We start from the raw sequence: 22,498 nt of genomic DNA, 5'->3' as shown, positions 1-22,498 counted from the left end.
TTTATTGTAAGTATAATTGCAGATATTAAAGCTCATATAAGGAAAGAGCATACATAATTTATTCAAATTTTACGAGACAAGTGAGGAAAAGAATTTGAAAATAAGTCAATTAATTGCAAATAATATTAATAAATTAGATGCAATTTTACCTGAGAATCAGTCATTGGGAATTGCTGGATTATCTGGTTCTGGTAAAACAACTTTTTGTCAAACAATTGGTGAGGAGTCAAAGAAACGACTAGTGTCTTTACTTCCAAAGGCTGAATATCAATATTTATTCCCAAACATAATGGAAACAAATTTTAGTGCGATTAAAATGGAAGAAATGCCATTAGTCCTATTCCTTGGCAAATCATCGATTTCTACGAATCCACGTTCAACACTTGGAACACATACTGGTGTTTTTAAAGACATTCGTGTAAGTCTTGCAGAAAAGTTTAATCTTTCTCCAGAAGTTTTTTCGTTTAATAATGAACTAGGCTGGTGTCCGGATTGTAAAGGCCGCGGAATTACAAAAAATATTGAATGTAAAAAGTGTAAAGGAAACCGTTATAATCAAAAAATTGAAGAATATACAATTGAGTTATTTGATCGACCACATTCTATTTCGGATATTAATAACTTAAGTGTAGAAACAATCTTATCACTAGCAGAAGAATTACAAATTAGTGAAGCTAAACAGCATTTACTCAACAATATTATCAAAATGAATATTGGCTATTTATCCCTAAATCGAATAACAGGAACATTATCCGGTGGAGAAATAACTCGACTTTATTTAGCCGAATTTATGGCAACTAGTGAAAATACTGTTATTATCATCGATGAAATTTCGGTTGGTCTTGACCATGATACTTTAAATAGAATATTAGATGAGATAAAAGAATTAGGGTTTAAAAATCAAATTTGGTTAATTGACCATTCCGATACTGTGCTAGATGCAACAGATGATCAAGTATTTTTTGGACCTGGAAGTGGTAAATACGGCGGGAAAATTGTTGAAGAATCTCCACGACCTAAACCGATTTATTGGGAAAGAAACAACACTTTGCCAAGTGAGTTCTATGAGTTTAAAGATCTTCATTGTCGTAATATCCAAATTCAAGAAATACAGATCCCTAAAAATAGACTAGTAACATTTACTGGAGAATCTGGATGTGGTAAATCTACGCTAGTAAATGAATGTATGTCAAAAGACTTTTTAAATCGATACCCAAAAGATAAATTAGTGATGGTAGGTCAGGATCGAAACCAATCGATTACGAGTCGATCAACAGTTGCTACATTCTTAGATATAAAAAGAAAGTTAACAAAATATAGTGAAGAAATAGATGATATTTTCCTGCGTTCAATCGAGGATATCATTGAAGAACTACCGAACGAAGACATTGCACATAAGCGATTAAGCTTATTAATCAAACTTGGTCTTGGCTATCTTACTCTAGAAAGAAAAACACAAACATTATCAACTGGAGAATTTCAATGTGTACATTTAGTTTCTGAACTATTTTCTAATTCAAGAAACCCTCATACACTATTCATTTTTGATGAACCTTCAAAAGGATTATCACAAAATATATTAAATCAATTTATAGATAGTGTTCGAGAAATTCTAAAAGATGAATCAATTTCTATTATGATGATTGAACATAATGCCTATATGTTAGAAAGTTCGGATTATATCGTTGATTTTGGGAAAAGAAAGATTACTCCTGTTGAACATCTTGAAGTTGTAAATCATGATAATTATTTTAATCAGATAAAACAGGATAATGAAAAGCCTCAGGCGCAAATTTCATCATCACTTAAAGTACAAAAGGGAGTTCAATATTTACAAGAAAATAATATAAATTATTTCAAAAATGCAGAAAACATTTATAAAGGTGGAATATTAAAAAGTCTATCATCGATGGCACGACTTATTTATGGAGAATATGAATCTGATGCTATTCTTCCTGTTATTGCAATTGATTTAGAAAGACATTTATACAGTCAATATACTTTTTTATATGAAATCGGCGGACTAATTAATCAAATCGTTGCTTCACATCCGACTAATAAGGATACAAGAAGTTTTGACTTTTATAACCAAGAAAATCATTGTCCATCCTGTTCTGGCCGTAGAGTAATTGAGAAGTTTGATATTGATGTAGTCATAAAAGATAAAACAGTACCTTTTTGGGAAGGTTTATTACATTCAGATGTAATGGAAGTTCTAAAATATTACCAATATCCTAAATTACAATTCCTATTTGATGAAATAAAAAATGAACTTGGTCAAGACATTAGTAAAAGTTTTAATGAGATGTCAGAAGCAGAAAAGCATACTTTTTTATATGGATACTATGAAAAGACTTTTTATGATAAAGCTGGAAAGACACAAAGATTATGGGAAGGCTTTAATACTATTATTGGACGATATATGTCAATTTCAAAATCAGCTATTAAAGAACAAATGAAGGCTTCCAAAGAGCAAATTACCTGTCCTATTTGCAACGGCACAGTATTAAACCATCACAAAAAATTAATGTTTGGCAAATTTGATATTCGTGAAATCATCAATCAACCAGTAGATCAAGTAATTGAAACAGTTGGTCAGCTAACAGTCTTAGAAGAAATAAAATCAATTGTTGGTGGAGAATCAACATTAACAGTAGAAGTTTCTTTACTATCTCGAGAGCAACAGGTTGCTTTAAAAATGCTAGAAATAAAACAAGCAAGCTTCGTTGGATATGAAGTTGTATTACAAAATGCTTTACCGTTTTGGGATCGTGTTAAGACGAATATTGAAGAAGTAAGCAATAAAAACTTAGTATCGATAACTGATTTTAAAGATATATTTGAGACTAGAGAAGACATTATAGACAAATATTTTACAAATGGTAAATTCAAAAAACTAACATATGTTTATGAAGCATTTGGATATAAAAAAATCGTTACACTAATTAATAAAGTAAAAGCGAGTAACCCTTGTCCGTTCTGTAAAGGAAAGAAAGTTATTTCTGAAGATAATCTACATGACGGGGTATATAAATTAACAATTCCTTGTGTTAGCTGTTTTGCTAGTGGGATCAATGAGAGTGGACGTCAACAGCTTGTTGAGGGCATTGCGGTTCAAACATGGCTCACTGGTAAAGTAAGTGAAATAGTTCCTGAAAACCAATTAACTGAAGAGGTTAAAGATATACCGATATTCAATCGCATAAGAGAACTAAATAAACGTGATATGATGGCAGTTTATCAAAGTTTGATTCAAAATAATTAACAATAAAAAACTCATTTTCAAAGATCGTTTTGAAATGAGTTTTTTAATTTGAGGCTTAAAATAAATGTGTCAATATAACAGCTAAAATTGTTAATAAATTTTCATAGAATAATGTTCACACTTTATACATGGAAATAAAACAGAATACTTAGTATGATTATTCTGTAGCAAAGAACGAATTTTCTAAAAATACATTTTTATAGTAATAATAATACAACCAATATTTTATTTGAAAGTAGGAGATATGGTGAATCATTTAAACTTAGGTAGGAACTTAAAAATATCAGCGGGTTTAACAGTATTTGTAATATTCTTAATGACATATCTTTTAAACTAAAATATTGTATTTTGCATCATAATTTGATCTGAAAACTCATTTGTTAAAAATACAAATGAGTTTTTTATTATATTTCTTTTATAAATAAAGAAACTATTATTCAATTCATTCGTATAAAAATAGAACTGTAAATTAGAACAATACTTTTATCAAGATATACGTTACTTTAAATAAATTACAATAGAAGAAATTAATTAGAGGATATCACTTAAGTTGTGGTCCTCTTTTATAAAAATTCATTTATTCGCTCATCAAATCTTTCAATAAAATCTTAAATTCAATAAACCTTTTGCAATGCAAAAAGGAGATAGCATGCCAGTATAGAATATAAGCATTGTAAGGAGTGTGAGGGCATGATAGACGGTGATGTAATATTAACTAGTACTCAAATAAGAGAGCAGTTGGAGTTGAAACCTAGCACCTTCAGAAAGTATCAGGACATCTTAGAGAATGTTGGTTATAAGATCAAGAAGAATAGTAGAGGGCATCGACAATATTCAAGTTATGATGTCTTGATATTTGAAAAACTAATTGAATTAAGTAAGCATGATGGTATGACGTTAGAGAAGTCTGCGAGAATGATAATAGAACAAACCAATAGATTAATACCTCATACTGACATGATAGACGAAGAAAAGTCTTTAATCTTAACAGAGCACCTAATACATATAAGCAATGAACACCAGTTACAAACAATTGAAAAACTAATGAATGAAATGGAAAAAAGACTTTATAAAAAGATGGATCTACAACATAAAGAAGTATTAAAGCAACGAGAAAAGCAGACTAGCATACTATTAGAAGAATGGAGAGAGCAAAGAAAACACAATCAACAACTTTTATTAGAAACGGCAGCCACTCAAGAAAAGAATTCATTAGTAAAAAAAGTAAAAGAAAAAATTGAAGAATTAAAAAAATGGTATTTCGAAATATGAGCTTAGATTACATTATGCGATTTCTTCCGTTGCATTTGTCGTTGGAATGATAATAGCCATCTTATATGGAATTATACGTTTAATAATTAATAGCAGAAATTAGGGAGCACTTAAAACAAGTGTTCTTTTTTATTTATCTAAAACTATTATGTAAACTTGTTTCAAATTAAGCGTTTTTCAGAAATGGAGAATTTTCAATAACCAATCATTGTAGTACCCTTATTAAGTTCAAAAAATGCTGTTGGGGTAAGGTTACTCTTCATGAATAGACGAAATGCATCTAAATTAAATATCGCAAAAACAGAACATACATTCTGGTATTTTGAATATACTTATGGTAAAATTAGGTAGAGTAGGGTTGTGGTAGGTGCCTTTCTTCGCTAAGAAGGGAGGTGAGAATGTGACTGGTTATGAGATTGCTAATTTAATTATTCAATGTGTTGGGATAACTGCAACTGTAATCTTAAGCATAATCGGTATTATCATTTCTATTAGCAAAAAAAAATAACCACCCTACCCCTCGAATGGTTGTGGTGATTATTTCTTCACTGGATCCGAGGAAAGCAACTTTACCAATTACTACTCGGAAGGGGTGTGTTCGCAGCACATCCCTTTTTAGTATATTCTTTATGACTTAATTATAGTCCTTTTAGTATAGTTTGACAATGAAGTTAAAGTTCTTTTTAACTGATGAATCGTTAATTTGCAATTTTTTCATTTGAATTTTGCGATACCTTCTTTGGTGAATTCAGTAGCAGTATTAAAGCGATACCTAAAAATGTCATAAAAATTCCAACTACTTGTGTTGGTGTTGGTTTAAATCCTGTTATGACTGTATCTAACACAATTGCTACTGCAGGATCTAAAAATGTTAGCACAGCTATCATATTAGAAGGTAAAAATCGAATATTCCCAAAGAATAATGCATAGATAACGCCTGTATGAACAAATCCAATAATTAAAATAAAACTCCAGTTTTCTAAATGCAAGTTTTGAAAAGAATCAAATTTAACAAAAGGAATTAATAGTAGAAACCCTAATGTTGTCTGAAGTAAAGTCGTAAAATATGAACTTGTTTGTGTAATCCCTTTATTCACAATCATTAATAATCCATAAAAGATTGCCGCAAGAAATGCCCAAATGACACCAGATGAAAGAAATTTATCAAGTGTAAAATCAGAATTAATACCGGATAAAAGGATTGATCCGATAAAACTACTTAAAACACCAAGTAAAGGAACTACCGTAATTTTTTCTTTATAAATTAAACTACCTAATAAGAATAAAATAACGGGAGCTAAGTAATAAATTGAAACAGAAATTGTAACTGATAAATTTTCAAATGATTTAAATAAAAATACCCAATTCAAAACCAATAAGATCCCACTAAATAAAGAAAGTGTTATATCTTTTTTATTAAATATTTCTTTTTTAGCTAACCCTGAAAAATACCAAACAGAAAATAAAAATATACTCGCAAAAACACATCTAATAAAAACTAAATCAATGGCTTTTAGGCCTGTTTTAGGAGCGACGAAACCTACTGTGCCGAAAGTAGCCATTGCAATAATGATACTAATTGTCGCCTTTTTATTTACTGCCATATTCCCCAATATGTATCACATCCATTTCATGTGTAATTTCAATATTCTGTCAAATAAGTATATACTAAACTTTAGTGTTAGTTCAATCGAATAAATCATGGGCATGGTAAAAATAGAGGAAATGGAGTATAAAGAGAGCTCTATTCTTCTTTAAACAGGAACTATATAACCTTTTTAATTCTTTTTAATATAGAAGTTTTCATTAAATTCTGTTTAAAATAATAGGCAAATAAATAGTTTTCATTTATACTATAATTTGAAGTTTTAAAGTATTAATAGTAAAAATTTGTCAATTAAGTTACAACTATTTTAAATTGTGAGGGGAATTTAAATGAATATCGTCGTAGTAAATGGTTCACCTAGAGCAAATGGTCGAACTAGATTCTTAGCAAAACAAATCGCAGAATCTAATAATTATACAAATTTAGATTTAGCATTTGAACAAGTTCCTCTTTATAACGGGGAAGCTGAACAAAAAGAATTAGAAGCAGTTAAAGCAATTAGAGAATTACTAGTTAAAGCTGATGGAATCGTTATTTGTACGCCAGAGTACAATAATGCGATGAGTGGAGCTTTAAAAAACCTAATTGAACTATTAGGCTCTGAGCCATTCAAGAAAAAGCCAATTTCTTTATTAGCAGTAGCTGGTGGTGGAAAAGGCGGTATTAACGCTTTAAATAGTATGAGAACAGTAATTCGTGGTGTATATGGAAATGCATTACCAAAACAACTAGTTTTAGACTCGGTTGATTTTGAAAATGATACAGTTGTGAAGCCTGAAGCATTTGCAAAAGTAACTGAAGTAATTGATGAATTAACAGAATATGTACAAAAAGAAATTTTATATAAAGAATACATAGAATCAAAAAGTGTTTCTCAGTAATAAAAATGGTCCTAATCAATTATTGGTTAGGACCATTAAAAATAGCTTAACATTTATGTTAAGCTTAAAGTAAAAACGTTTTATCATTTACATTTCGAATAGGAAAGTTTACTTTGTATCGTACAGCGATCATTCTAATTGCTGTTGTAATTAGAAAACAAATATACAAAGATTGAAGTTTAGTAAATTCACCATGTGTAAATAAAATTGTTATAGAGCCAATAATTGCTGCAATTGCATAAATTTCTTTTCGGAATACAAATGGAATTTCTCTTGCGAATACATCCCGCATAATTCCACCACCAATTCCAGTAATTAAACCCATCGAAATAATTAAAAAAGAACCTTTTAAACCGTGGTCAATTGCCGAATATGAACCTACTGCAGTAAAAACACCTAGACCAATTGCATCAGTAATGATTAAAGTTGATTGGAACTGCATTGTTCGTTGATAAAATAACCAAGTTACAATTGAAACTACTGTACTTACGATAAAGTATTGAGGTTTTGCAAAAGCATTCGGTACGGTTTGACCTAAAATAATATCACGAATTAACCCTCCGCCAAGTGCAGTACAAGCTGCTAAAAAAACAACACCAAATAAGTCCAATTTCTTTTGAATACCAACCAAAGTACCCGAAATGCTAGCAGCTATAATTCCTGCATAAACAAAAACCTCGATCAAAATCATCCATTCTATCCCCTTAATTCCATTTTCATATGATTCATTTTAGCAACAGGTAGGCACTATTACAATATTAAAATAACTTTGTAAACGCTTCATTTTAAAAAAATTTTTTACATGAAAAATTTACAGTATTTTACATAAAATTCACTTGAAATTGATAGATTGGAGAGGTTAAAATGCAAAACAATATTAAACAACAAAAAATTAAAATAGTATCGAGAGAAATTCAATTAATAATGGACAAATTTAATATTGTCGGGTGTCAAGCAGCCGCGGTTTTAAAAGATAAACTAATTTGGTCTGATGCTTATGGTTTTCGTAATTTAGAAACTGGAGACTTAGTTACTGAAAATACGATGTTTCGAATTGCTTCTATTTCAAAGCTTTTTACTGCTACAGCAATCATGCAATTAGTCGAAAGAAAATTAATAGATTTAGATCAAGATATTAGTCATTATTTAGGATTTAAAGTAAGAAATCCTAAATTTCCAAATTCTTATATTACGTTAAGACAAATTCTAACTCATACATCTTCACTTAACTCAGACGATGCATCAAATAGTGTTTATGCAAAGTTTATTAGAGATGGACATTCAAATTTTTCTCTACAACTTACAGAATTATTAGATGAAAATGGAAAGTATTTTACGAAAGAAATATGGGGGGATTGGAAACCAGGTGATCATTGGATTTATTCTAATATTGGCGCTATCATATGCGGTGCAATTATTGAAAAAGTCACTAATATACGCTTTGACGAGTATATCAAACAAAATATATTTGAACCTCTAGAAATGAAGAATGTAGCTTTTTCATATTCAAATTTAAATAAAAGCCATGAACTAGCAAACTTATATGAAAAAAATAAAGATACACACGAATATAAAATATCAATTGATGATGTTAGCCAAAGTGGATACACGAAAACTCATTGGGATCAATACACCATAGGAAATCATGGAGGATTATTTGAACCTCAAGGTGGACTAAGGACTACTGCAGTTGAATTAAGTAAGTTTTTACGAGCACATATGTTAAAAGGAAGTTTTAATGGACAACAAATTCTTGATCAAAAAACGTCAAAATTAATGACATCAATTCAATGGTCTAGAGAAGAAAATAATCACTTCTTTAGTAAAATGGGGCTTGGTTTTCATATCAGCCACGACTTCTTACCAGGTTCCAAAGAAATGATTGGGCATGCAGGTGAAGCATACGGTTTAATCAGCAATTTATATTGGGATGAAGAAAAACAGTTTGGGATCATATTTATTTTGAACGGAAGTCAGTTTGATTTAACCGAAAATTCAAGATTCGAAGTAGAAAAAGAATTGGCGGCGGTTATTTATAAACATCTTATAGAAAATTATGTTACTAAAGATTAAGCATAAAAGGACCTATTTATAATAGGTCCTATTTTTATTTATCAAAAATAAACCTAGTTATTTTCATCAATTTTTCATAAAACTTTTATATAATAATTTCCGATCAAAAAAACGGAGGAAATTTTAATGAACTACTCAATATTTAAATTAATAAATAGTTTTGCTGGCAAATGGCCGGCATTAGATAATGTAATGATATTTTTATCTAAATCTGCCATTTTAATCGTAATAGGACTTTTATGTTATTTATGGATTCAAAAAGGTAGCGAACGTAAGTGCACTGCTTTTTATATCGTTTTAACACTTATTTTAGCACTAGGCGGTAACTTTATAATCCATCAATTTTATTACCACGCGCGACCTTTTGTTAATCACCATGTGACGAAACTGATTTCACATTCATCCGATTCATCTTTTGTAAGTGATCACGGAACATTAGTATTTTCTACAGCTCTTATTTTATTGCTTAGAAAAGACCGTTTAGGTATGTTTTCACTTGTTTGGGCGATATTAGTTGGTATTTCACGAATCTTTGTTGGGGTACATTATCCATTTGATATAATTGGTGCATTTATTTTGGCTGGTGTAGTCGCGATTGTTGTTTTAAAAACATCATCATTAACGGAACCAATAATGAAAATATTATTGAAAATATACGAAAGAATAATAAAAAAGTTACCTTTTAATATGAAAAATAATTTAAGTTCCTGATTATGAACTTATTAGAGGAGACATCTTTTGAAAATTTTATTTGCTGAAGACGATCAAAAATTAGGAAAAATGACAACCCATTTGCTAAAAACACAAACTCCATTTCAAATCGAATGGACTACTAATGGAAAGCAAGCATTGGAATTAGCTACTCACTATGATTTTGATTTAATTATTTTGGACTGGATGCTACCTGAAATTAGTGGATTAGAAATATGCAAAAATCTTAGAAGAGATGGATTTAAAGGACCTATCTTAATGTTAACAGCGAGAGATAGTATTAACCATCGTGTTGAAGGATTAGAAGCTGGAGCGGATGACTATTTAATCAAACCATTTGATTTTAGTGAACTTGCCGCAAGAATTAAGGTACTCAATCGAAGGAATTTTGCACCACTTCAAGATGAAATTATCACGATTGAGGACTTAACATATAATCGGACAAATTTTAGTTTATGTAGGGAGAATGAACAAATAATTTTAACCCAAAGAGAATTACAATTATTTGATTTATTAGTAAAAAATAGAGGGATTGTGCTCACTAGAGAAGTTATTTTTGAAAGAGTTTGGGGAATTGAATCAGAGGTAACAAGTAATGCTGTTGAAGCGTATGTAAAAAATCTAAGAAAAAAAATTGATCTGCCTAATCAGAAAACTTATATAAAGAGTGTTAGAGGTGTTGGATATTCAATCGAAAAATGAGATCTCATTATTTCAACAAATTAGCAAGCGATTAACATTTTTCAATCTTAGAATTTTAATGATTTTTATTATTTTATTTAATATTTCAGTAGGAATTGTATTGTCGTTTTACATTTATTTAGACCAAAAGAGTGATCTAATTACAGTATTAAAGGAAGAAATCAAAGAAGTAAAAATGAATGCTGCATCTCTTGGTCCAAATGATGACAATACTCAAAGAAAACATAAACGTAAAAATGTTTATTTTAATTATTTTTTAAATAAAAATAATGAATTTGAAATCTATGATGAAACAGCACCTGGGTATACAAAGGATATAGAAAAAGTCTTAAAACAGCTTAATCCCAATCAAAATAAAGTATTCATTAAACGAATCGATCCTCATGATAAAGAAGAACTACATTTAATGATTGCTGCAGAAAAGGTGTATGATTCATCAAATCATTACCTCGGCACAATTTATAGTGGTAAAGATTTATCGTCAGTTATTTATTTAATAAAGCAGTTTATCAGTATCTCATTTTTACTTTCGATTATCTTTTGTTTTATGGCGTACTACTTCGGCAAGAAAATTACAAATCAGGCAATGGAACCAATTATCGCATCTTATAAAGAACAACAAGAATTTGTGGAAAATGCTTCACATGAATTAAGAACACCGTTATCTGTATTACAAGCTGGTATTGATGTATTGAGCGTTGAGCAAAATCGCCTTTCTGATTTTGGTAAAGAAACCTTAACCGATTTAAAAAAGGAATTAAGTGATACACGTAATCTAGTTCATCAATTACTGTTTCTAGCGAGACTTGATCATAAACAAATCGCCAAAGTTAATATTGAAGAATTTAGAATCGATGTCTTTTCGGAACAAATTCAAAAAGCATGGCAATATAAAGCATCAGAAAAAAAACAAACAATACAGCTATTAAATGAAGAAAAATTTATCGTTAAAACAAATCAAGAAATTCTAAAACAATTAATTAATATCTTTGTTGATAATGCGATTAAGTACTCACTTGAGAACCGTACAATATCGTTAAATTACTACGTAAGATCAGAAAAAAAAGCAAACTATTTCTATTATGAAATAAATGATAATGGTATTGGAATTGCCAAAGAGCTACAAGACAAAATATTTAATCGGTTTTATCGAATAGAAGAGCATAGGTCAAGGGATGAAGGTAATACTGGACTCGGGTTATCGATCGCAAAATCGATTATAGAGTCTCTCAATGGAGAAATTATTGTTAATAGCGAATTCGGTAAGGGTAGCAGTTTTAAAATTAAAATTCCGATTTCAAATTTGTTTCAACTTAAGACAAAAATATAGAGAAAATTTTGGGGGAGTTAGATTTATATGGAGATTATTAAAAATTTAATTGATCTCATATTGCATTTAGATCAACATTTATTAACTTTTGTGCACAACTATGGGGCAATAACTTATATCATCTTATTTTTCATTATTTTATTGGAAACGGGACTTGTTGTGACACCATTTTTACCTGGAGATTCATTAATTTTTACTGCAGGTGCACTTGCATCCTTACATTTATTAAACTTATTTGGATTACTAATCCTTCTAATAATCGCAGCTAGTTTAGGTGATTCTTTAAATTATTTTATAGGTAGGAAATTCGGAAGTAAATTAAGTAAGAGTAAAAAAACAAATACAAAATACATTCATGAAACTGAAAACTTTTACAAACAAAAAGGTCCTAAATTTATTGTATTAGCAAGGTTTATTCCGATTGTTAGGACATTTGCTCCATTTGTAGCAGGAATTGGTGAAATGAACTATTCAAAATTTATTTCATATAACATATTCGGAGCGACACTTTGGGTTGGACTAATGGTGTCGATTGGTTTCTTTTTTGGTAATATTCCAATTGTTAAAAATCATTTTGGTCTATTAACCATTGGGATCATTTTTATTTCAATCATTCCAATTTTAATCGATGTTCTTAGAAAATTAAGTAAGAAAACTAAATTGACACAAAATTAATCAATTTAACTAAAACATAAGACAATTTTCATTAAATTTTCACTATTATTTTGTACATTAGTTGTATTAAAAGGGAGGGTAAAATTCCATGTATTATCTAATATTTCTTCAAAACTTGAAAGGAACAAACCAAAATGATTAGTAATTGGATAAAAAATAAATCTGAGAGAAAATTAATTTATATAGCATTAGCAATTTCAATCATTATTTTTATTATTGCATGGTGGAAAGTCTCGCATCAAACTGAATTATTAACGAATATTGGACCTCATATACAAAATGGAATACAACATGGCTTTCATAAAATGAATCCTTTGAAATTTTATGCGAAAGATAAAGGATCCCTTGGAAGGTTAGGTGTATTTGCGGCATTTATTCTCTTTCCACTTTATTTTTTAATTAGATTAAAAAAGTTAAATGGTAAAAAGAAATTTAAGAAATACTTAAGTAAATTATTGAAATGGTGCAAGTTAATTCATGTCCCAATCTCGTTAATTACTTTTGCTTTAATTACAGTACACTCTGTGATTATGACTTTTTTTCAATGGAAAACAGATGCAGTTTATATTTCAGGAGTAATAACTTATTTGCTCCTAGTTCCATTAGGAATATTAGGTTTTTTAAGATATAAACGCAAAGATAAAAACTGGCATTACTATCTTTCATTTGCAGTTGTAATCTCAATGTTAATTCATACATTCGTTTAATTAATTTGTCTATTCTGAGAGGTTGATTAGTATGGTATTGCAGCCTAAAATACTTGTCGTTACATCGAGTTTTGGAAATGGGCATAAAGAAGTATCAAAAGCGTTAAAAAGTGAGTTTGAACATATTAACTTTAACGATGTAACAATTATTGATATATACGAAGAAGCATATCCAACAATAAATGTATTTGCAAAAAATATTCATTTGCAATTATTCCAACATGCACAAACAATTTATAAATGGTTTTTCTATGGGACTGAGAAATTATTCAGTACAGTCATTTTTGACAGGCTTTTAGAATTATGCGGAAAGAATATAAAAAGTATTCTTCAAAAAGAGAAGCCAGATATTATTATTACTACATTTCCAGTTGGGTCAGTAGCAAAATGGAAAAAATATTCATCACATCCTTGCAAATTATATACAGTTGTTACAGACTATTATATTCACCGTTCGTGGATTCATAATGAAATCGATCGCTACTATATAGCGACGGAAGGATTAATACATCAAATGGTGAATTTAGGCGTTTCTTTATCGAAAATATTTGTAAGTGGTATACCTTTACGCCAAGAATTTAAGGAAACAAATTTTTTAAATGAAGGAACAAGTAAATCGAAATCAAACGATCAAATCTTAATAGTTGCTGGGGCAGTTGGATTATTAAAGGACGTAGAAAAAATGGTCAAGCAGTTACTTGCTGAAACAAAACTTAATGTAGCAGTTGTTTGTGGCTATAATCGCATACTTTATAATAAATTAAGTAAGTTGAATGAAGAATACGAAGACCGACTACAAATATTTGGCTACGTAAATAATATACGTAATTTGTATAAAAAATCTGATCTCTTAATAACGAAGCCCGGTGGTATTACATTATCAGAATGTATTGCATGTAGTTTACCGACAATCCTATATAAACCAACACCAGGTCAAGAAAAAGAGAATTCCCGATTATTTGAAAATGCTGGTGCTTCAGTAACAGTAAAGTCGTTAAATGAATTAACCTTTTATATTAATCGAATTCTTTTCAAATCAAATCATTTAGAACAAATGAAATCATCTTTAACTGCATTAAATAAAGGATTTAGTTCACAATTAATTGTTAATGATATTTTTAGTTCGATTTCTTAGATGTTTTATGAACAATAACTTTATGAATACGTAAAAACACCACAAGGTAAAGAGTATCCTTGTGGTTATTGGTTTGAATGAATAGCTAGTCATCAATCCTAACAAATATATATTGGTTTTGAAAACAATGTTCAATAAATCTTTCTAAAGCTTTTATTGTATGAATAGGTGCATCTACATCTGCACCTAGTGTATCTCCATTATCATGTAATAAAATAATTGATCCTGGTTTCGTTTGATTTAACAAACGAGTATAAATGCCTTCACTTCCTTTTTTACTACTCCAATCATTTGCCATTACAGACCATAAAATAATTTTGAACTTTTTTTGAAATAGGAGTGGCAGTGAAACTAACCCCCAAGGTGGTCGATAATAAAGTGGATCACTGTTCGTTATTTTCTTAATAATACTTGCAGTTTTTTCTATTTGATTTTTTAAGTATTTTGGACTGAGAAACCAATTACATTTATGTTTATAATTGTGAATTCCTATTAAATGACCGTCTTCATGTATTCTTTTAATGATTGATGGATACTTTTCTGCCTCTGAACCTAATACAAAAAAAGTCCCTTTTATTGAATGACTTCGGAGTAAATCTAAAAGTAAAGTTGTATAAACTGGATGTGGGCCATCGTCAAAGGTTAAAGCAATGCGTTTTTGACTTTTATTTGAAACATGATGTATTGAAAAAATTTTAAATAAACGAGTTAGTAAACTTGGTATTGGTCCATAAAGAATAAATAAAAGTAAACCCCCAATTATGATGAAAATTGTAAGCATAAATTCTCCTTAACTAACTTTAAAAAATGATAATATAACATTATTATAGTCTAATTTGCTAATTGTTGGTAATTAATTGAGAATAATATTATGATGAAATAAGATTGTAATTTCGATGATTATAATTGATCAAATATGAAATTATATCAATTTGAAAAAGATTGGTATAAGCAATTAAACACTAAGTTTATTGATGTAAAAGAGAAGGCATCAATTGAAGTAGAAAAATCAGTCTTGCAAATATTAACTAATAATAATTTTCTTAAAGATTGAAATTCACTTTAGTAAAAAGGGATTAAACCTATTACATAGAATTAATACATTATACGTTTCAAATTTTCCATTTTTAACTAAAGAAGTTTAAAAATGGTTTTGAAATGCATACACAAAATTGGATAAATATATTTGTGTAAAGAATAAAAATTTTGAGGTGGACAATATGATCGTAGTTACAACTGAAAACATTGAAGGGTATAAACTAGTTGAAGTAAAAGGACCTGTATTTGGAGTAATTGTACGTAGTAGAGGATTAGGGGGCGATATTTTAGCTGGTCTAAAAAGTCTTGTTGGTGGAGAAATCAAACAATACACTGCAATGCTTGAGGATGCGAGAAAAGAAGCGATGGATCGAATGACTAAAAATGCTAGTGAAATGGATGCAAATGCAATTATCATGATGCGCTTTGATTCAGGTGAAATAGGGCAAAACATGAGCGAAATTGTAGCATATGGAACCGCTGTAGTAGTCGAGAAAATATAATTAAAAAACCTTGTAATTACAAGGTTTTTTTTATTTCAATTTTTATAGAATTAAATATAAATATAAAAAGTGCGGACAATTTCACGCACAGGTTTACAAGAAAACCACACGAAGCGTTCTCTTTTTAATTGTCCTAAAATAACAATAAGTTTTAAAAAAAGAAATGTCGATATTACATTCAATTACTTAAACAAGATGAAGTTATTGGAGGGTAGCGTTTTCCTTAAAGTAGTTTAATAAACTCTTGAAATATTAAATCTGATAGACTAGAATATTAATATCTAATAAATTAAATACTAATTTGTTAACAATTAGTTAAGATGCCTTAGGGCTTAATAGGGAATCTGGAGAATTACCAGAACTGTCCCCGCAACTGTAAGTGTGGACGAAATAGACAAACCACTGAAACGTTTATATGGACGTTACGGGAAGGGTCTAAAGTAGGAAGATACACAAGTCAGGAGACCTGTCTTAGCTTTTAAAGTTTCGATTTCTTCGGGGGTTGAGAAGATGAAACGTTCGGACAAAAAGGATTATTTTTTAACTTTCTTTGTGCTGGCGTTTTATCCGTTCAACTTATGTTGAACGGATTTTTTCGTTTTAATGATTCTAAATCATTTTTTTATGCTTATAGTATGCCTCTAGAAGAAACAAGTCTTTTTAAAAATTGAATAGATTAGGATTGGTGCACTTTGAAAAAGTGCTTAATAGGGAAGTACGGTTTAAATCCGTCACGGTACCCGCCACTGTAAGGGGAGTTCATTGCAGATGTCACTGAAGGAATTTCGGGAAGACGCAATAGAATGATGAACCTAAGTCAGGAGACCTGCCTTTACCTAATAGCTTCATTCAACCTACGGGAACATAGGTAGAAGTGCTGAACTTACATCGCTATTTTTTTGTGTGTATATTTTCTGCACCCCTATGTCCATAGGGGTGCTTTTTTTATGAAAAAAAACAAAAAGGAGTGTGTGACATGACTACTTGGAATTTACAAGGGACGAAACACCATGTTTTCATTTGTAACGGCAGCAGCTGTATGAGAAAGGGTGGGGAGGAAGCGACACAAGCGATACGGAATGAAATCACAAATTTAAGCTTAGATTCAATCATACATACTACAAGAACGAGATGCAATGGGAGATGTAAGGATGCACCCGTTGCCATCGTCTATCCTTCAGGGACTTGGTATAAAAACGTAACCCCAGAAGTGGGAACTACGATTGTAAAGCGTCATCTGGCGGAAGGTCATTGCCTTCAGGAGCATTCGATCTATCAATATTCCGAAGCTGGATTCATACATCCAGAAGGGTCGGAATGCATCGAAGGAATACAAAAAGCGGTTAAAGAAAAGATTTAACAGCGGATAGTAGCTGGATTCTAGTTTGAAATTGTGGAAGGTGGCGTAATAGTGTGAAAGGCAAATTATTGGTTATTGGATTTGGCCCTGGTGATGAAAAACATATTACCGGACGGGCAAAGGAAGCCATCCAAGAAAGTGATATCATCATTGGCTACAAAACCTACGTTGATTTAATCAAGGGATTAATAGCTGGAAAGCAAATCATCAGCACAGGAATGACAGAAGAAGTGAGCCGTGCCCAGGAGGCTGTGAAACAAGCTGAGCTCGGTTACACGGTAGCTGTTATTTCGAGCGGTGATGCCGGTGTATATGGAATGGCAGGACTTGTTTACGAAGTGCTAATTGAAAAAGGCTGGAAAAAAGACTCAGGGGTAAATGTGGAGGTGGTCCCTGGCATTTCTGCCATCAACTCCTGTGCTGCTTTATTAGGCGCGCCGGTCATGCATGATGCCTGTACGATTAGCTTAAGTGACCATTTAACACCTTGGAGCTTGATCGAGAAACGAATCGAAGCGGCCGCTCAAGCTGATTTTGTGATTGCCCTATACAATCCAAAAAGCGGGAGAAGAACACGGCAAATCATGGAAGCACAAAAAATTCTATTAAAATACCGCTCGCCAGACACCCCTGTAGGATTGGTAAAGAGTGCATACCGTGATAGTCAAAAGATCGTCTTAACAAATTTACAAGAAATGTTAGAACATGAAATTGGCATGTTAACTACCGTTTTAATAGGCAACTCTTCAACATTTTTCTACGATGAATTGATGATCACTCCGCGTGGTTATCAGCGGAAGTATACATTAAATCAGGCAATTCAGCCGTTGAAACCGCATCAGCGTCTGCAAAAGGAAGCCGAACCATGGGCACTGGAGCAAATGGAAGATGTAATGCCGGTAAACAAGAAACTAGTCACCCCAACCTCAGTGAAAGAGTCGCCAAGAGAGTTGGCTGAGGAAGCCTTGCAAATGATCCTTGGTGAGACCTATGGACGAACCCAAGGTTTAATTGTGAAGCAAGACTTTCAATCTATTTTTGAGGTAGCGGTCAGCCCTGGTGTCGCCAATAAAAAATTTACCGCGCATCAGATGGTTATTCTTTCCGAAATTGTCGGAGAAGAAGGAGTCATGGAATACACACAAGACCATTTTATGAAGCTGCAAATTTTAACCTCTAAGCCTGATGAGATTATTAAAAAACTAACTGCAGCCAACTTTTTAATTGCACCTGTTGGCGATGTATTAACCGTAAAAGCCTGTGATTTTTGTGACGGAGAAAAGAAGGATTCCATCCCTTATGCCAATGAGCTTCAAGAAAGGCTTGGCGGCATGGAACTCCCAAAAGAATTGAAACTTGGTGTGAATGGCTGCGGTATGGCCTGTTATGGAGCCGTTAAAGAAGATATTGGCATTGTCTATCGTAAGGGAGCGTTTGATTTATTTTTAGGAGCCAAGACAGCTGGAAGAACCGCTCATAATGGCCAAATCGTAGCTGAAGGAATCGCACCGGACAAAATTGTCGGGGTCATAGAGGGGATTGTTCAAGAGTACCAACAAAAGGCGTATCCAAATGAACGTTTCTATAAATTTTTTAAACGGGTCAAAGAAGTTCAAGGTTTTGTGTACCAGGATATCACACCAAATCTTAAGATCGAAGCAGCTGTTTGCGGGGAATAAGGGAGAGAAGTCTAGCGGTAATTGGAAGGTAAGGCATTTACAAACAAAGGGGAGGAAATATTTTGAGAGCAATTTTATTTGTGGGGCATGGAAGTAGAGATCAAGAGGGAAATCAGCAGGTTCGTGAGTTCATCCGTGAGATGAGAAAGACTTGGGAAGGTTCTTTCCTGGTCGAGACGTGTTTTTTAGAATTTGAACGACCAACGGTGAATCAAGGCATCGATCTATGTGTGGAGAAAGGTGCCGACCATATTGTCTTGATTCCGATCATGCTCTTACAGGCAGGACACTCCAAAATTCATATTCCAGCAGCTATTGATGAGGCAAAGAATAAATATCCGCTTGTTCAATTTACTTATGGCCGACCAATTGGTGTTCATGAGGAAACATTTGAAATTCTAAAAACTAGATTAATAGAAATTGGCGAGAATGTAGAAACCATCGAAGACGATACGGCTGTCCTTTTGTTAGGACGTGGCGGAAGCGATCCTGATGCGAATAGTGATTTATATAAAATTGCTAGATTACTATGGGAAAAAACAAACTATAAAATCGTCGAACCTGCTTTTATGGGGGTGACCAATCCCTCTGTGAACGAAGGGATTGAGCGCTGTATTAAGCTTGGAGCAAAAAAAGTAGTAATCCTGCCTTACTTTCTATTCACTGGCATCCTGATTAAACGGTTAGAAGATATGATGGTACCTATTCAAAATCAATATTCCGCGGTTGAAATTAAGTTGGCTGACTATTTTGGTTATCATCCAAAATTACAGACGATTTTAATAGATCGGGTGGAAGAAGCCCTTCGTGATGAAGTGAAGATGAACTGTGATACCTGCCAATACCGTCTTAATGTGATGGAACATATCGATCATCACCACCATCATGACCACGATCATCATCACGGCCATGACCATGAGCATCACCATGATCATCAACATGATCATCACCATGATCACAAACATGCGGTGCAAAAGGCTGGAGATAGAGGATGATTTTCGTATTAGCTGGTACAAGTGATGCAAGAGCCCTTACTTTAGAAATAAAAAAGGAGGGCTTTAATCTCTTGGCCTCAGTTGTCACAGAAAATGCAGCGGTTGAATTAAGGGAGTCAGGTATATGTGTTCAAGTAGGCAGATTAACGGATGAGGACATGGTGGAGTTGATTGACACAAAAGGTATTCTAGCGGTTGTCGATGCCAGTCATCCGTTTGCGGAAGAAGCTTCGAAAAACGCTATCAAGGCGTCCGAAACAGCGGGAATCCACTATATTCGATATGAACGGGAGTCACAAAATTTCCAATATGACAAAATGAAAGTCGTCGAAAGCTACGAGGAGGCTGCGGAGCTTGCATTGGCCAATAAAGGCGTGGTGATGCTGACGACAGGCAGCAAGACGCTTCAAATTTTCACAGAAAAACTATTAGGTAACCCGGACATTCGCTTGATCGCCAGGATGCTGCCTCGTATGGATAATATGGAAAAATGTGAGCAACTAGGGCTGCCACAGAAAAATATTATTGCGATCCAGGGCCCATTTTCAAAAGAGTTCGACAAAGCCCTATATAAGCAATATGGCGTGACCTTAATGGTGACTAAAGAGAGTGGGAAAGTCGGATCGGTCGATGAAAAGGTGGAAGCAGCCAAGGAACTGGGGATTGAGGTTATCCTTATTGGCCGCCCGAAACTGAATTATGGCACCGTCTATGCTAATTTTATCGATGTCATCACAGAATTACATAAAAAGATTGGTTCCACACAAATTGTCACAACAGAACAATCATTTTAATACAGGAGTGAGAGAAATGGATTTTCGTACTGAATTTAAACCGTTAACCGTCCAACCGGAACAGATTGAAGGTAGAAGTTTTGAAATGATTAATGAAGAAATTGGGGAGCACCCTTTTACTGAGGATCAGTATCCAGTTGTCCAGCGTATCATCCATGCATCCGCTGATTTTGAACTTGGGCAAAGCGTCCTCTTCCATCCTGACGCAATTCAGTCCGGTATTCGGGCGATTCGGAGCGGGAAAATGGTAGTTGCAGATGTTCAAATGATTCAAAGCGGGGCAAATAAAGCACGAATTCAAAAATTCGGAGGAGAAATTAAAGTCTATATTTCCGACCCGGATGTCATCCAGGAAGCCAAACGGCTGAATACAACAAGGGCGATTATTTCGATGCGGAAGGCGATCAAAGAAGCAGATGGCGGTATTTTTGCCATTGGGAATGCCCCAACCGCCTTACTCGAACTTATCCGCCTGATTAAAGAAGGAGAAGCAAAACCTGGTCTTGTCATTGGATTGCCTGTTGGGTTTGTTTCTGCGGCTGAGTCAAAAGAAGAACTAGCTAAGCTCGATATCCCATTCATCACCAATATTGGCCGGAAAGGTGGCAGTACCGTGACCGTTGCCGCATTAAATGCCATTTCCATTATGGCTGAACGGGGATAACCCATGCAGGAAGTACCAAAAGGAAAACTGCGGGAAGGATATACGACTGGGGCCTGCGCAACAGCAACCACCAAAGCAGCGCTGACGGCATTAATTACCGGTGAACCGCAAACAGAATCAACGATATACTTGCCCGTTAAGCGGTTTGCAACCTTCCAGGTAGAAAGTTGTGAAGTAACGGAACAAACGGCTACAGCTAGTACGATAAAAGACGCGGGGGATGACCCAGATGCCACCCATGGGGCCTTGATTGTTTCCACTGTGTCATGGCTCGATGAACCAGGCATTGTGCTTGATGGGGGAATTGGAGTTGGCCGCGTTACAAAGGACGGCTTGCCCGTTCCTGTCGGCGAGGCCGCGATTAACCCCGTTCCCCGCAGGATGATCCGCGAGACAGCCGAAGGGGTATTAAAAGATTTCGGGATTACAAGAGGCATTAAAATCGTCATTTCCGTACCAGCGGGTGAAGAAATCGCCAAAAAAACACTCAATGGACGCTTAGGAATCATTGGCGGGATTTCTATTCTCGGAACTCGCGGGATTGTCGTTCCTTTTTCCACAGCCGCTTATAAAGCCAGTATCATCCAGGCTATTAGTGTTGCCCGGGCAAGTGGCTGCGAGCACGTAGTCATTACAACAGGCGGGCGGAGCGAGAAAAATGCCATAAAGCAATTCCCTGAGCTGTCTGAGGAAGCTTTTATCGAAATGGGTGACTTTGTCGGGTTTACCCTTAAACAATGCAAGAAGCAAGGGGTAAAGAGAGTTTCGATGGTCGGCATGATGGGGAAATTCTCAAAAGTGGCAATGGGGATCATGATGGTCCACTCAAAAAGTGCCCCGATAGATTTTGATTTTTTAGCTGAGGTGGCAAGCCGTACCGGTGCTGATGCTACCCTGGTCGAGGAAATTCGAACTGCCAATACGGCATCACAGGTTGGTGATTTGATGGCAGCACAGGGCCACCTATCCTTTTTCGAAATGCTTAGCGACTATTGCTGCCTCGCTGCGTTAAAGGAAGTCGATGGTGGGATCGACATAGATACCACCCTATATACCATGAAGGGGCAATTGTTAGGAAAGGCGGTGCGAAAGAGTGGCATCAATTAAA

The 22,498-nt window shown here is 33.4% G+C and carries 20 protein-coding genes and 2 riboswitches; of the genes, 17 read left to right on the top strand and 3 right to left on the bottom strand.

The features are described 5' to 3' along the window. Positions 1-94: 94 nt before the first annotated feature. Positions 95-3,265, top strand: a complete 3,171-nt coding sequence (locus EP747_RS19080) for an ATP-binding cassette domain-containing protein (protein WP_129691660.1) — start codon at positions 95-97, stop codon at positions 3,263-3,265. Positions 3,266-3,955: 690 nt separating this feature from the next. Next, complete coding sequence (locus EP747_RS19075) at positions 3,956-4,537, top strand: MerR family transcriptional regulator (protein ID WP_129691659.1); 582 nt, start codon at positions 3,956-3,958, stop codon at positions 4,535-4,537. 698 nt (positions 4,538-5,235) lie between these two features. Here the strand turns inward: EP747_RS19075 and EP747_RS19070 are convergent. Further along, complete coding sequence (locus tag EP747_RS19070; RefSeq protein WP_129691658.1) at positions 5,236-6,141, bottom strand: DMT family transporter; 906 nt, start codon at positions 6,139-6,141, stop codon at positions 5,236-5,238. 331 nt (positions 6,142-6,472) lie between these two features. Here EP747_RS19070 and EP747_RS19065 point away from each other — a divergent pair, with 331 nt between their 5' ends. Then, positions 6,473-7,024 carry an NADPH-dependent FMN reductase gene (locus EP747_RS19065; protein WP_129691657.1) on the top strand — a complete coding sequence of 184 codons (552 nt, stop codon included), beginning with the start codon at positions 6,473-6,475 and terminating at the stop codon, positions 7,022-7,024. Between the two features lie 64 nt (positions 7,025-7,088). On the opposite strand, the gene EP747_RS19060 is transcribed toward EP747_RS19065, so the two are convergent. Beyond that, positions 7,089-7,715: a trimeric intracellular cation channel family protein gene (locus EP747_RS19060; protein ID WP_129691656.1), complete on the bottom strand. Its 627-nt coding sequence runs from the start codon at positions 7,713-7,715 to the stop codon at positions 7,089-7,091. Positions 7,716-7,888: 173 nt separating this feature from the next. Between EP747_RS19060 and EP747_RS19055 the strand changes: the two genes are divergently transcribed. The 7 genes from EP747_RS19055 (at position 7,889) to EP747_RS19025 (ending at position 14,357) form a co-directional block, all read left to right on the top strand. After that, positions 7,889-9,097: a serine hydrolase domain-containing protein gene (locus EP747_RS19055; RefSeq protein WP_129691655.1), complete on the top strand. Its 1,209-nt coding sequence runs from the start codon at positions 7,889-7,891 to the stop codon at positions 9,095-9,097. 126 nt (positions 9,098-9,223) lie between these two features. Next, positions 9,224-9,808 carry a phosphatase PAP2 family protein gene (locus EP747_RS19050; RefSeq protein WP_129691654.1) on the top strand — a complete coding sequence of 195 codons (585 nt, stop codon included), beginning with the start codon at positions 9,224-9,226 and terminating at the stop codon, positions 9,806-9,808. A gap of 27 nt (positions 9,809-9,835) precedes the next feature. Next, positions 9,836-10,510 carry a response regulator transcription factor gene (locus EP747_RS19045; RefSeq protein WP_129691653.1) on the top strand — a complete coding sequence of 225 codons (675 nt, stop codon included), beginning with the start codon at positions 9,836-9,838 and terminating at the stop codon, positions 10,508-10,510. A gap of 100 nt (positions 10,511-10,610) precedes the next feature. After that, positions 10,611-11,840 (top strand): sensor histidine kinase, encoded by a 1,230-nt coding sequence (locus EP747_RS19040; protein WP_165347153.1) that lies wholly within the window; start codon positions 10,611-10,613, stop codon positions 11,838-11,840. A 27-nt stretch (positions 11,841-11,867) separates the two neighbouring features. Next, the gene (locus EP747_RS19035; protein ID WP_129691651.1) at positions 11,868-12,515 is read left to right on the top strand and encodes a DedA family protein; all 648 of its coding nucleotides are present in this window, start codon (positions 11,868-11,870) and stop codon (positions 12,513-12,515) included. Positions 12,516-12,649: 134 nt separating this feature from the next. Continuing rightward, positions 12,650-13,222 carry a hypothetical protein gene (locus tag EP747_RS19030; protein ID WP_129691650.1) on the top strand — a complete coding sequence of 191 codons (573 nt, stop codon included), beginning with the start codon at positions 12,650-12,652 and terminating at the stop codon, positions 13,220-13,222. Between the two features lie 31 nt (positions 13,223-13,253). Further along, positions 13,254-14,357, top strand: coding sequence for an MGDG synthase family glycosyltransferase (locus EP747_RS19025; protein ID WP_129691649.1), 1,104 nt, complete (start codon positions 13,254-13,256; stop codon positions 14,355-14,357). A gap of 85 nt (positions 14,358-14,442) precedes the next feature. On the opposite strand, the gene EP747_RS19020 is transcribed toward EP747_RS19025, so the two are convergent. After that, a complete protein-coding gene (locus EP747_RS19020) occupies positions 14,443-15,138 on the bottom strand; it encodes a polysaccharide deacetylase family protein (RefSeq protein WP_129691648.1) in 696 nt (231 codons plus the stop codon). A gap of 439 nt (positions 15,139-15,577) precedes the next feature. On the opposite strand from EP747_RS19020, the gene EP747_RS19015 reads away from it, so the two are divergent. The 7 genes from EP747_RS19015 to EP747_RS18985 all read left to right on the top strand — a co-directional run bounded on the left by EP747_RS19015 (position 15,578) and on the right by EP747_RS18985 (position 22,497). After that, on the top strand, positions 15,578-15,898 hold the full coding sequence (locus EP747_RS19015) for a YbjQ family protein (RefSeq protein WP_088011817.1): 321 nt from the start codon (positions 15,578-15,580) through the stop codon (positions 15,896-15,898). A gap of 301 nt (positions 15,899-16,199) precedes the next feature. Then, a riboswitch (cobalamin riboswitch) is annotated at positions 16,200-16,387 on the top strand. A gap of 177 nt (positions 16,388-16,564) precedes the next feature. Then, positions 16,565-16,747: riboswitch (cobalamin riboswitch) on the top strand. 127 nt (positions 16,748-16,874) lie between these two features. Beyond that, complete coding sequence (locus EP747_RS19010; RefSeq protein ID WP_056466994.1) at positions 16,875-17,258, top strand: (2Fe-2S) ferredoxin domain-containing protein; 384 nt, start codon at positions 16,875-16,877, stop codon at positions 17,256-17,258. 53 nt (positions 17,259-17,311) lie between these two features. Continuing rightward, positions 17,312-18,937, top strand: coding sequence for a precorrin-3B C(17)-methyltransferase (gene cobJ / locus EP747_RS19005; RefSeq protein ID WP_129691647.1), 1,626 nt, complete (start codon positions 17,312-17,314; stop codon positions 18,935-18,937). Positions 18,938-18,999: 62 nt separating this feature from the next. Then, positions 19,000-19,932: a sirohydrochlorin chelatase gene (locus EP747_RS19000; RefSeq protein WP_129691646.1), complete on the top strand. Its 933-nt coding sequence runs from the start codon at positions 19,000-19,002 to the stop codon at positions 19,930-19,932. Beyond that, positions 19,929-20,726 carry a precorrin-6A reductase gene (gene cobK / locus EP747_RS18995; protein ID WP_129691645.1) on the top strand — a complete coding sequence of 266 codons (798 nt, stop codon included), beginning with the start codon at positions 19,929-19,931 and terminating at the stop codon, positions 20,724-20,726. The genes EP747_RS19000 and cobK overlap by 4 nt, the downstream gene beginning before the upstream one ends. A gap of 16 nt (positions 20,727-20,742) precedes the next feature. Further along, positions 20,743-21,390, top strand: a complete 648-nt coding sequence (locus EP747_RS18990; protein WP_129691644.1) for a precorrin-8X methylmutase — start codon at positions 20,743-20,745, stop codon at positions 21,388-21,390. Positions 21,391-21,393: 3 nt separating this feature from the next. Then, positions 21,394-22,497 carry a cobalt-precorrin-5B (C(1))-methyltransferase gene (locus tag EP747_RS18985; RefSeq protein ID WP_129691643.1) on the top strand — a complete coding sequence of 368 codons (1,104 nt, stop codon included), beginning with the start codon at positions 21,394-21,396 and terminating at the stop codon, positions 22,495-22,497. Position 22,498: the final 1 nt, after the last annotated feature.

The sequence above is a fragment of the Gottfriedia acidiceleris genome (assembly GCF_004138285.1).
Classification (GTDB): Bacteria; Bacillota; Bacilli; order Bacillales; family Bacillaceae_G; genus Gottfriedia; species Gottfriedia acidiceleris_A.
Note: the sequence above shows the minus strand (reverse complement) of the source record. Positions and strands in the feature narration are given on the sequence as shown.

Coding starts and splice junctions, on each gene's coding strand:
- EP747_RS19070 (WP_129691658.1), bottom strand. CDS start 6,141: ATGGCAGTAAATAAAAAGGCGACAATTAGTATCATTATTGCAATGGCT.
- EP747_RS19075 (WP_129691659.1), top strand. CDS start 3,956: ATGATAGACGGTGATGTAATATTAACTAGTACTCAAATAAGAGAGCAG.
- EP747_RS19065 (WP_129691657.1), top strand. CDS start 6,473: ATGAATATCGTCGTAGTAAATGGTTCACCTAGAGCAAATGGTCGAACT.
- EP747_RS19025 (WP_129691649.1), top strand. CDS start 13,254: ATGGTATTGCAGCCTAAAATACTTGTCGTTACATCGAGTTTTGGAAAT.
- EP747_RS18985 (WP_129691643.1), top strand. CDS start 21,394: ATGCAGGAAGTACCAAAAGGAAAACTGCGGGAAGGATATACGACTGGG.
- cobK (WP_129691645.1), top strand. CDS start 19,929: ATGATTTTCGTATTAGCTGGTACAAGTGATGCAAGAGCCCTTACTTTA.
- EP747_RS19050 (WP_129691654.1), top strand. CDS start 9,224: ATGAACTACTCAATATTTAAATTAATAAATAGTTTTGCTGGCAAATGG.
- EP747_RS19055 (WP_129691655.1), top strand. CDS start 7,889: ATGCAAAACAATATTAAACAACAAAAAATTAAAATAGTATCGAGAGAA.
- EP747_RS19060 (WP_129691656.1), bottom strand. CDS start 7,715: ATGATTTTGATCGAGGTTTTTGTTTATGCAGGAATTATAGCTGCTAGC.
- EP747_RS19015 (WP_088011817.1), top strand. CDS start 15,578: ATGATCGTAGTTACAACTGAAAACATTGAAGGGTATAAACTAGTTGAA.
- EP747_RS19020 (WP_129691648.1), bottom strand. CDS start 15,138: ATGCTTACAATTTTCATCATAATTGGGGGTTTACTTTTATTTATTCTT.
- EP747_RS19035 (WP_129691651.1), top strand. CDS start 11,868: ATGGAGATTATTAAAAATTTAATTGATCTCATATTGCATTTAGATCAA.
- EP747_RS19030 (WP_129691650.1), top strand. CDS start 12,650: ATGATTAGTAATTGGATAAAAAATAAATCTGAGAGAAAATTAATTTAT.
- EP747_RS19010 (WP_056466994.1), top strand. CDS start 16,875: ATGACTACTTGGAATTTACAAGGGACGAAACACCATGTTTTCATTTGT.
- EP747_RS18990 (WP_129691644.1), top strand. CDS start 20,743: ATGGATTTTCGTACTGAATTTAAACCGTTAACCGTCCAACCGGAACAG.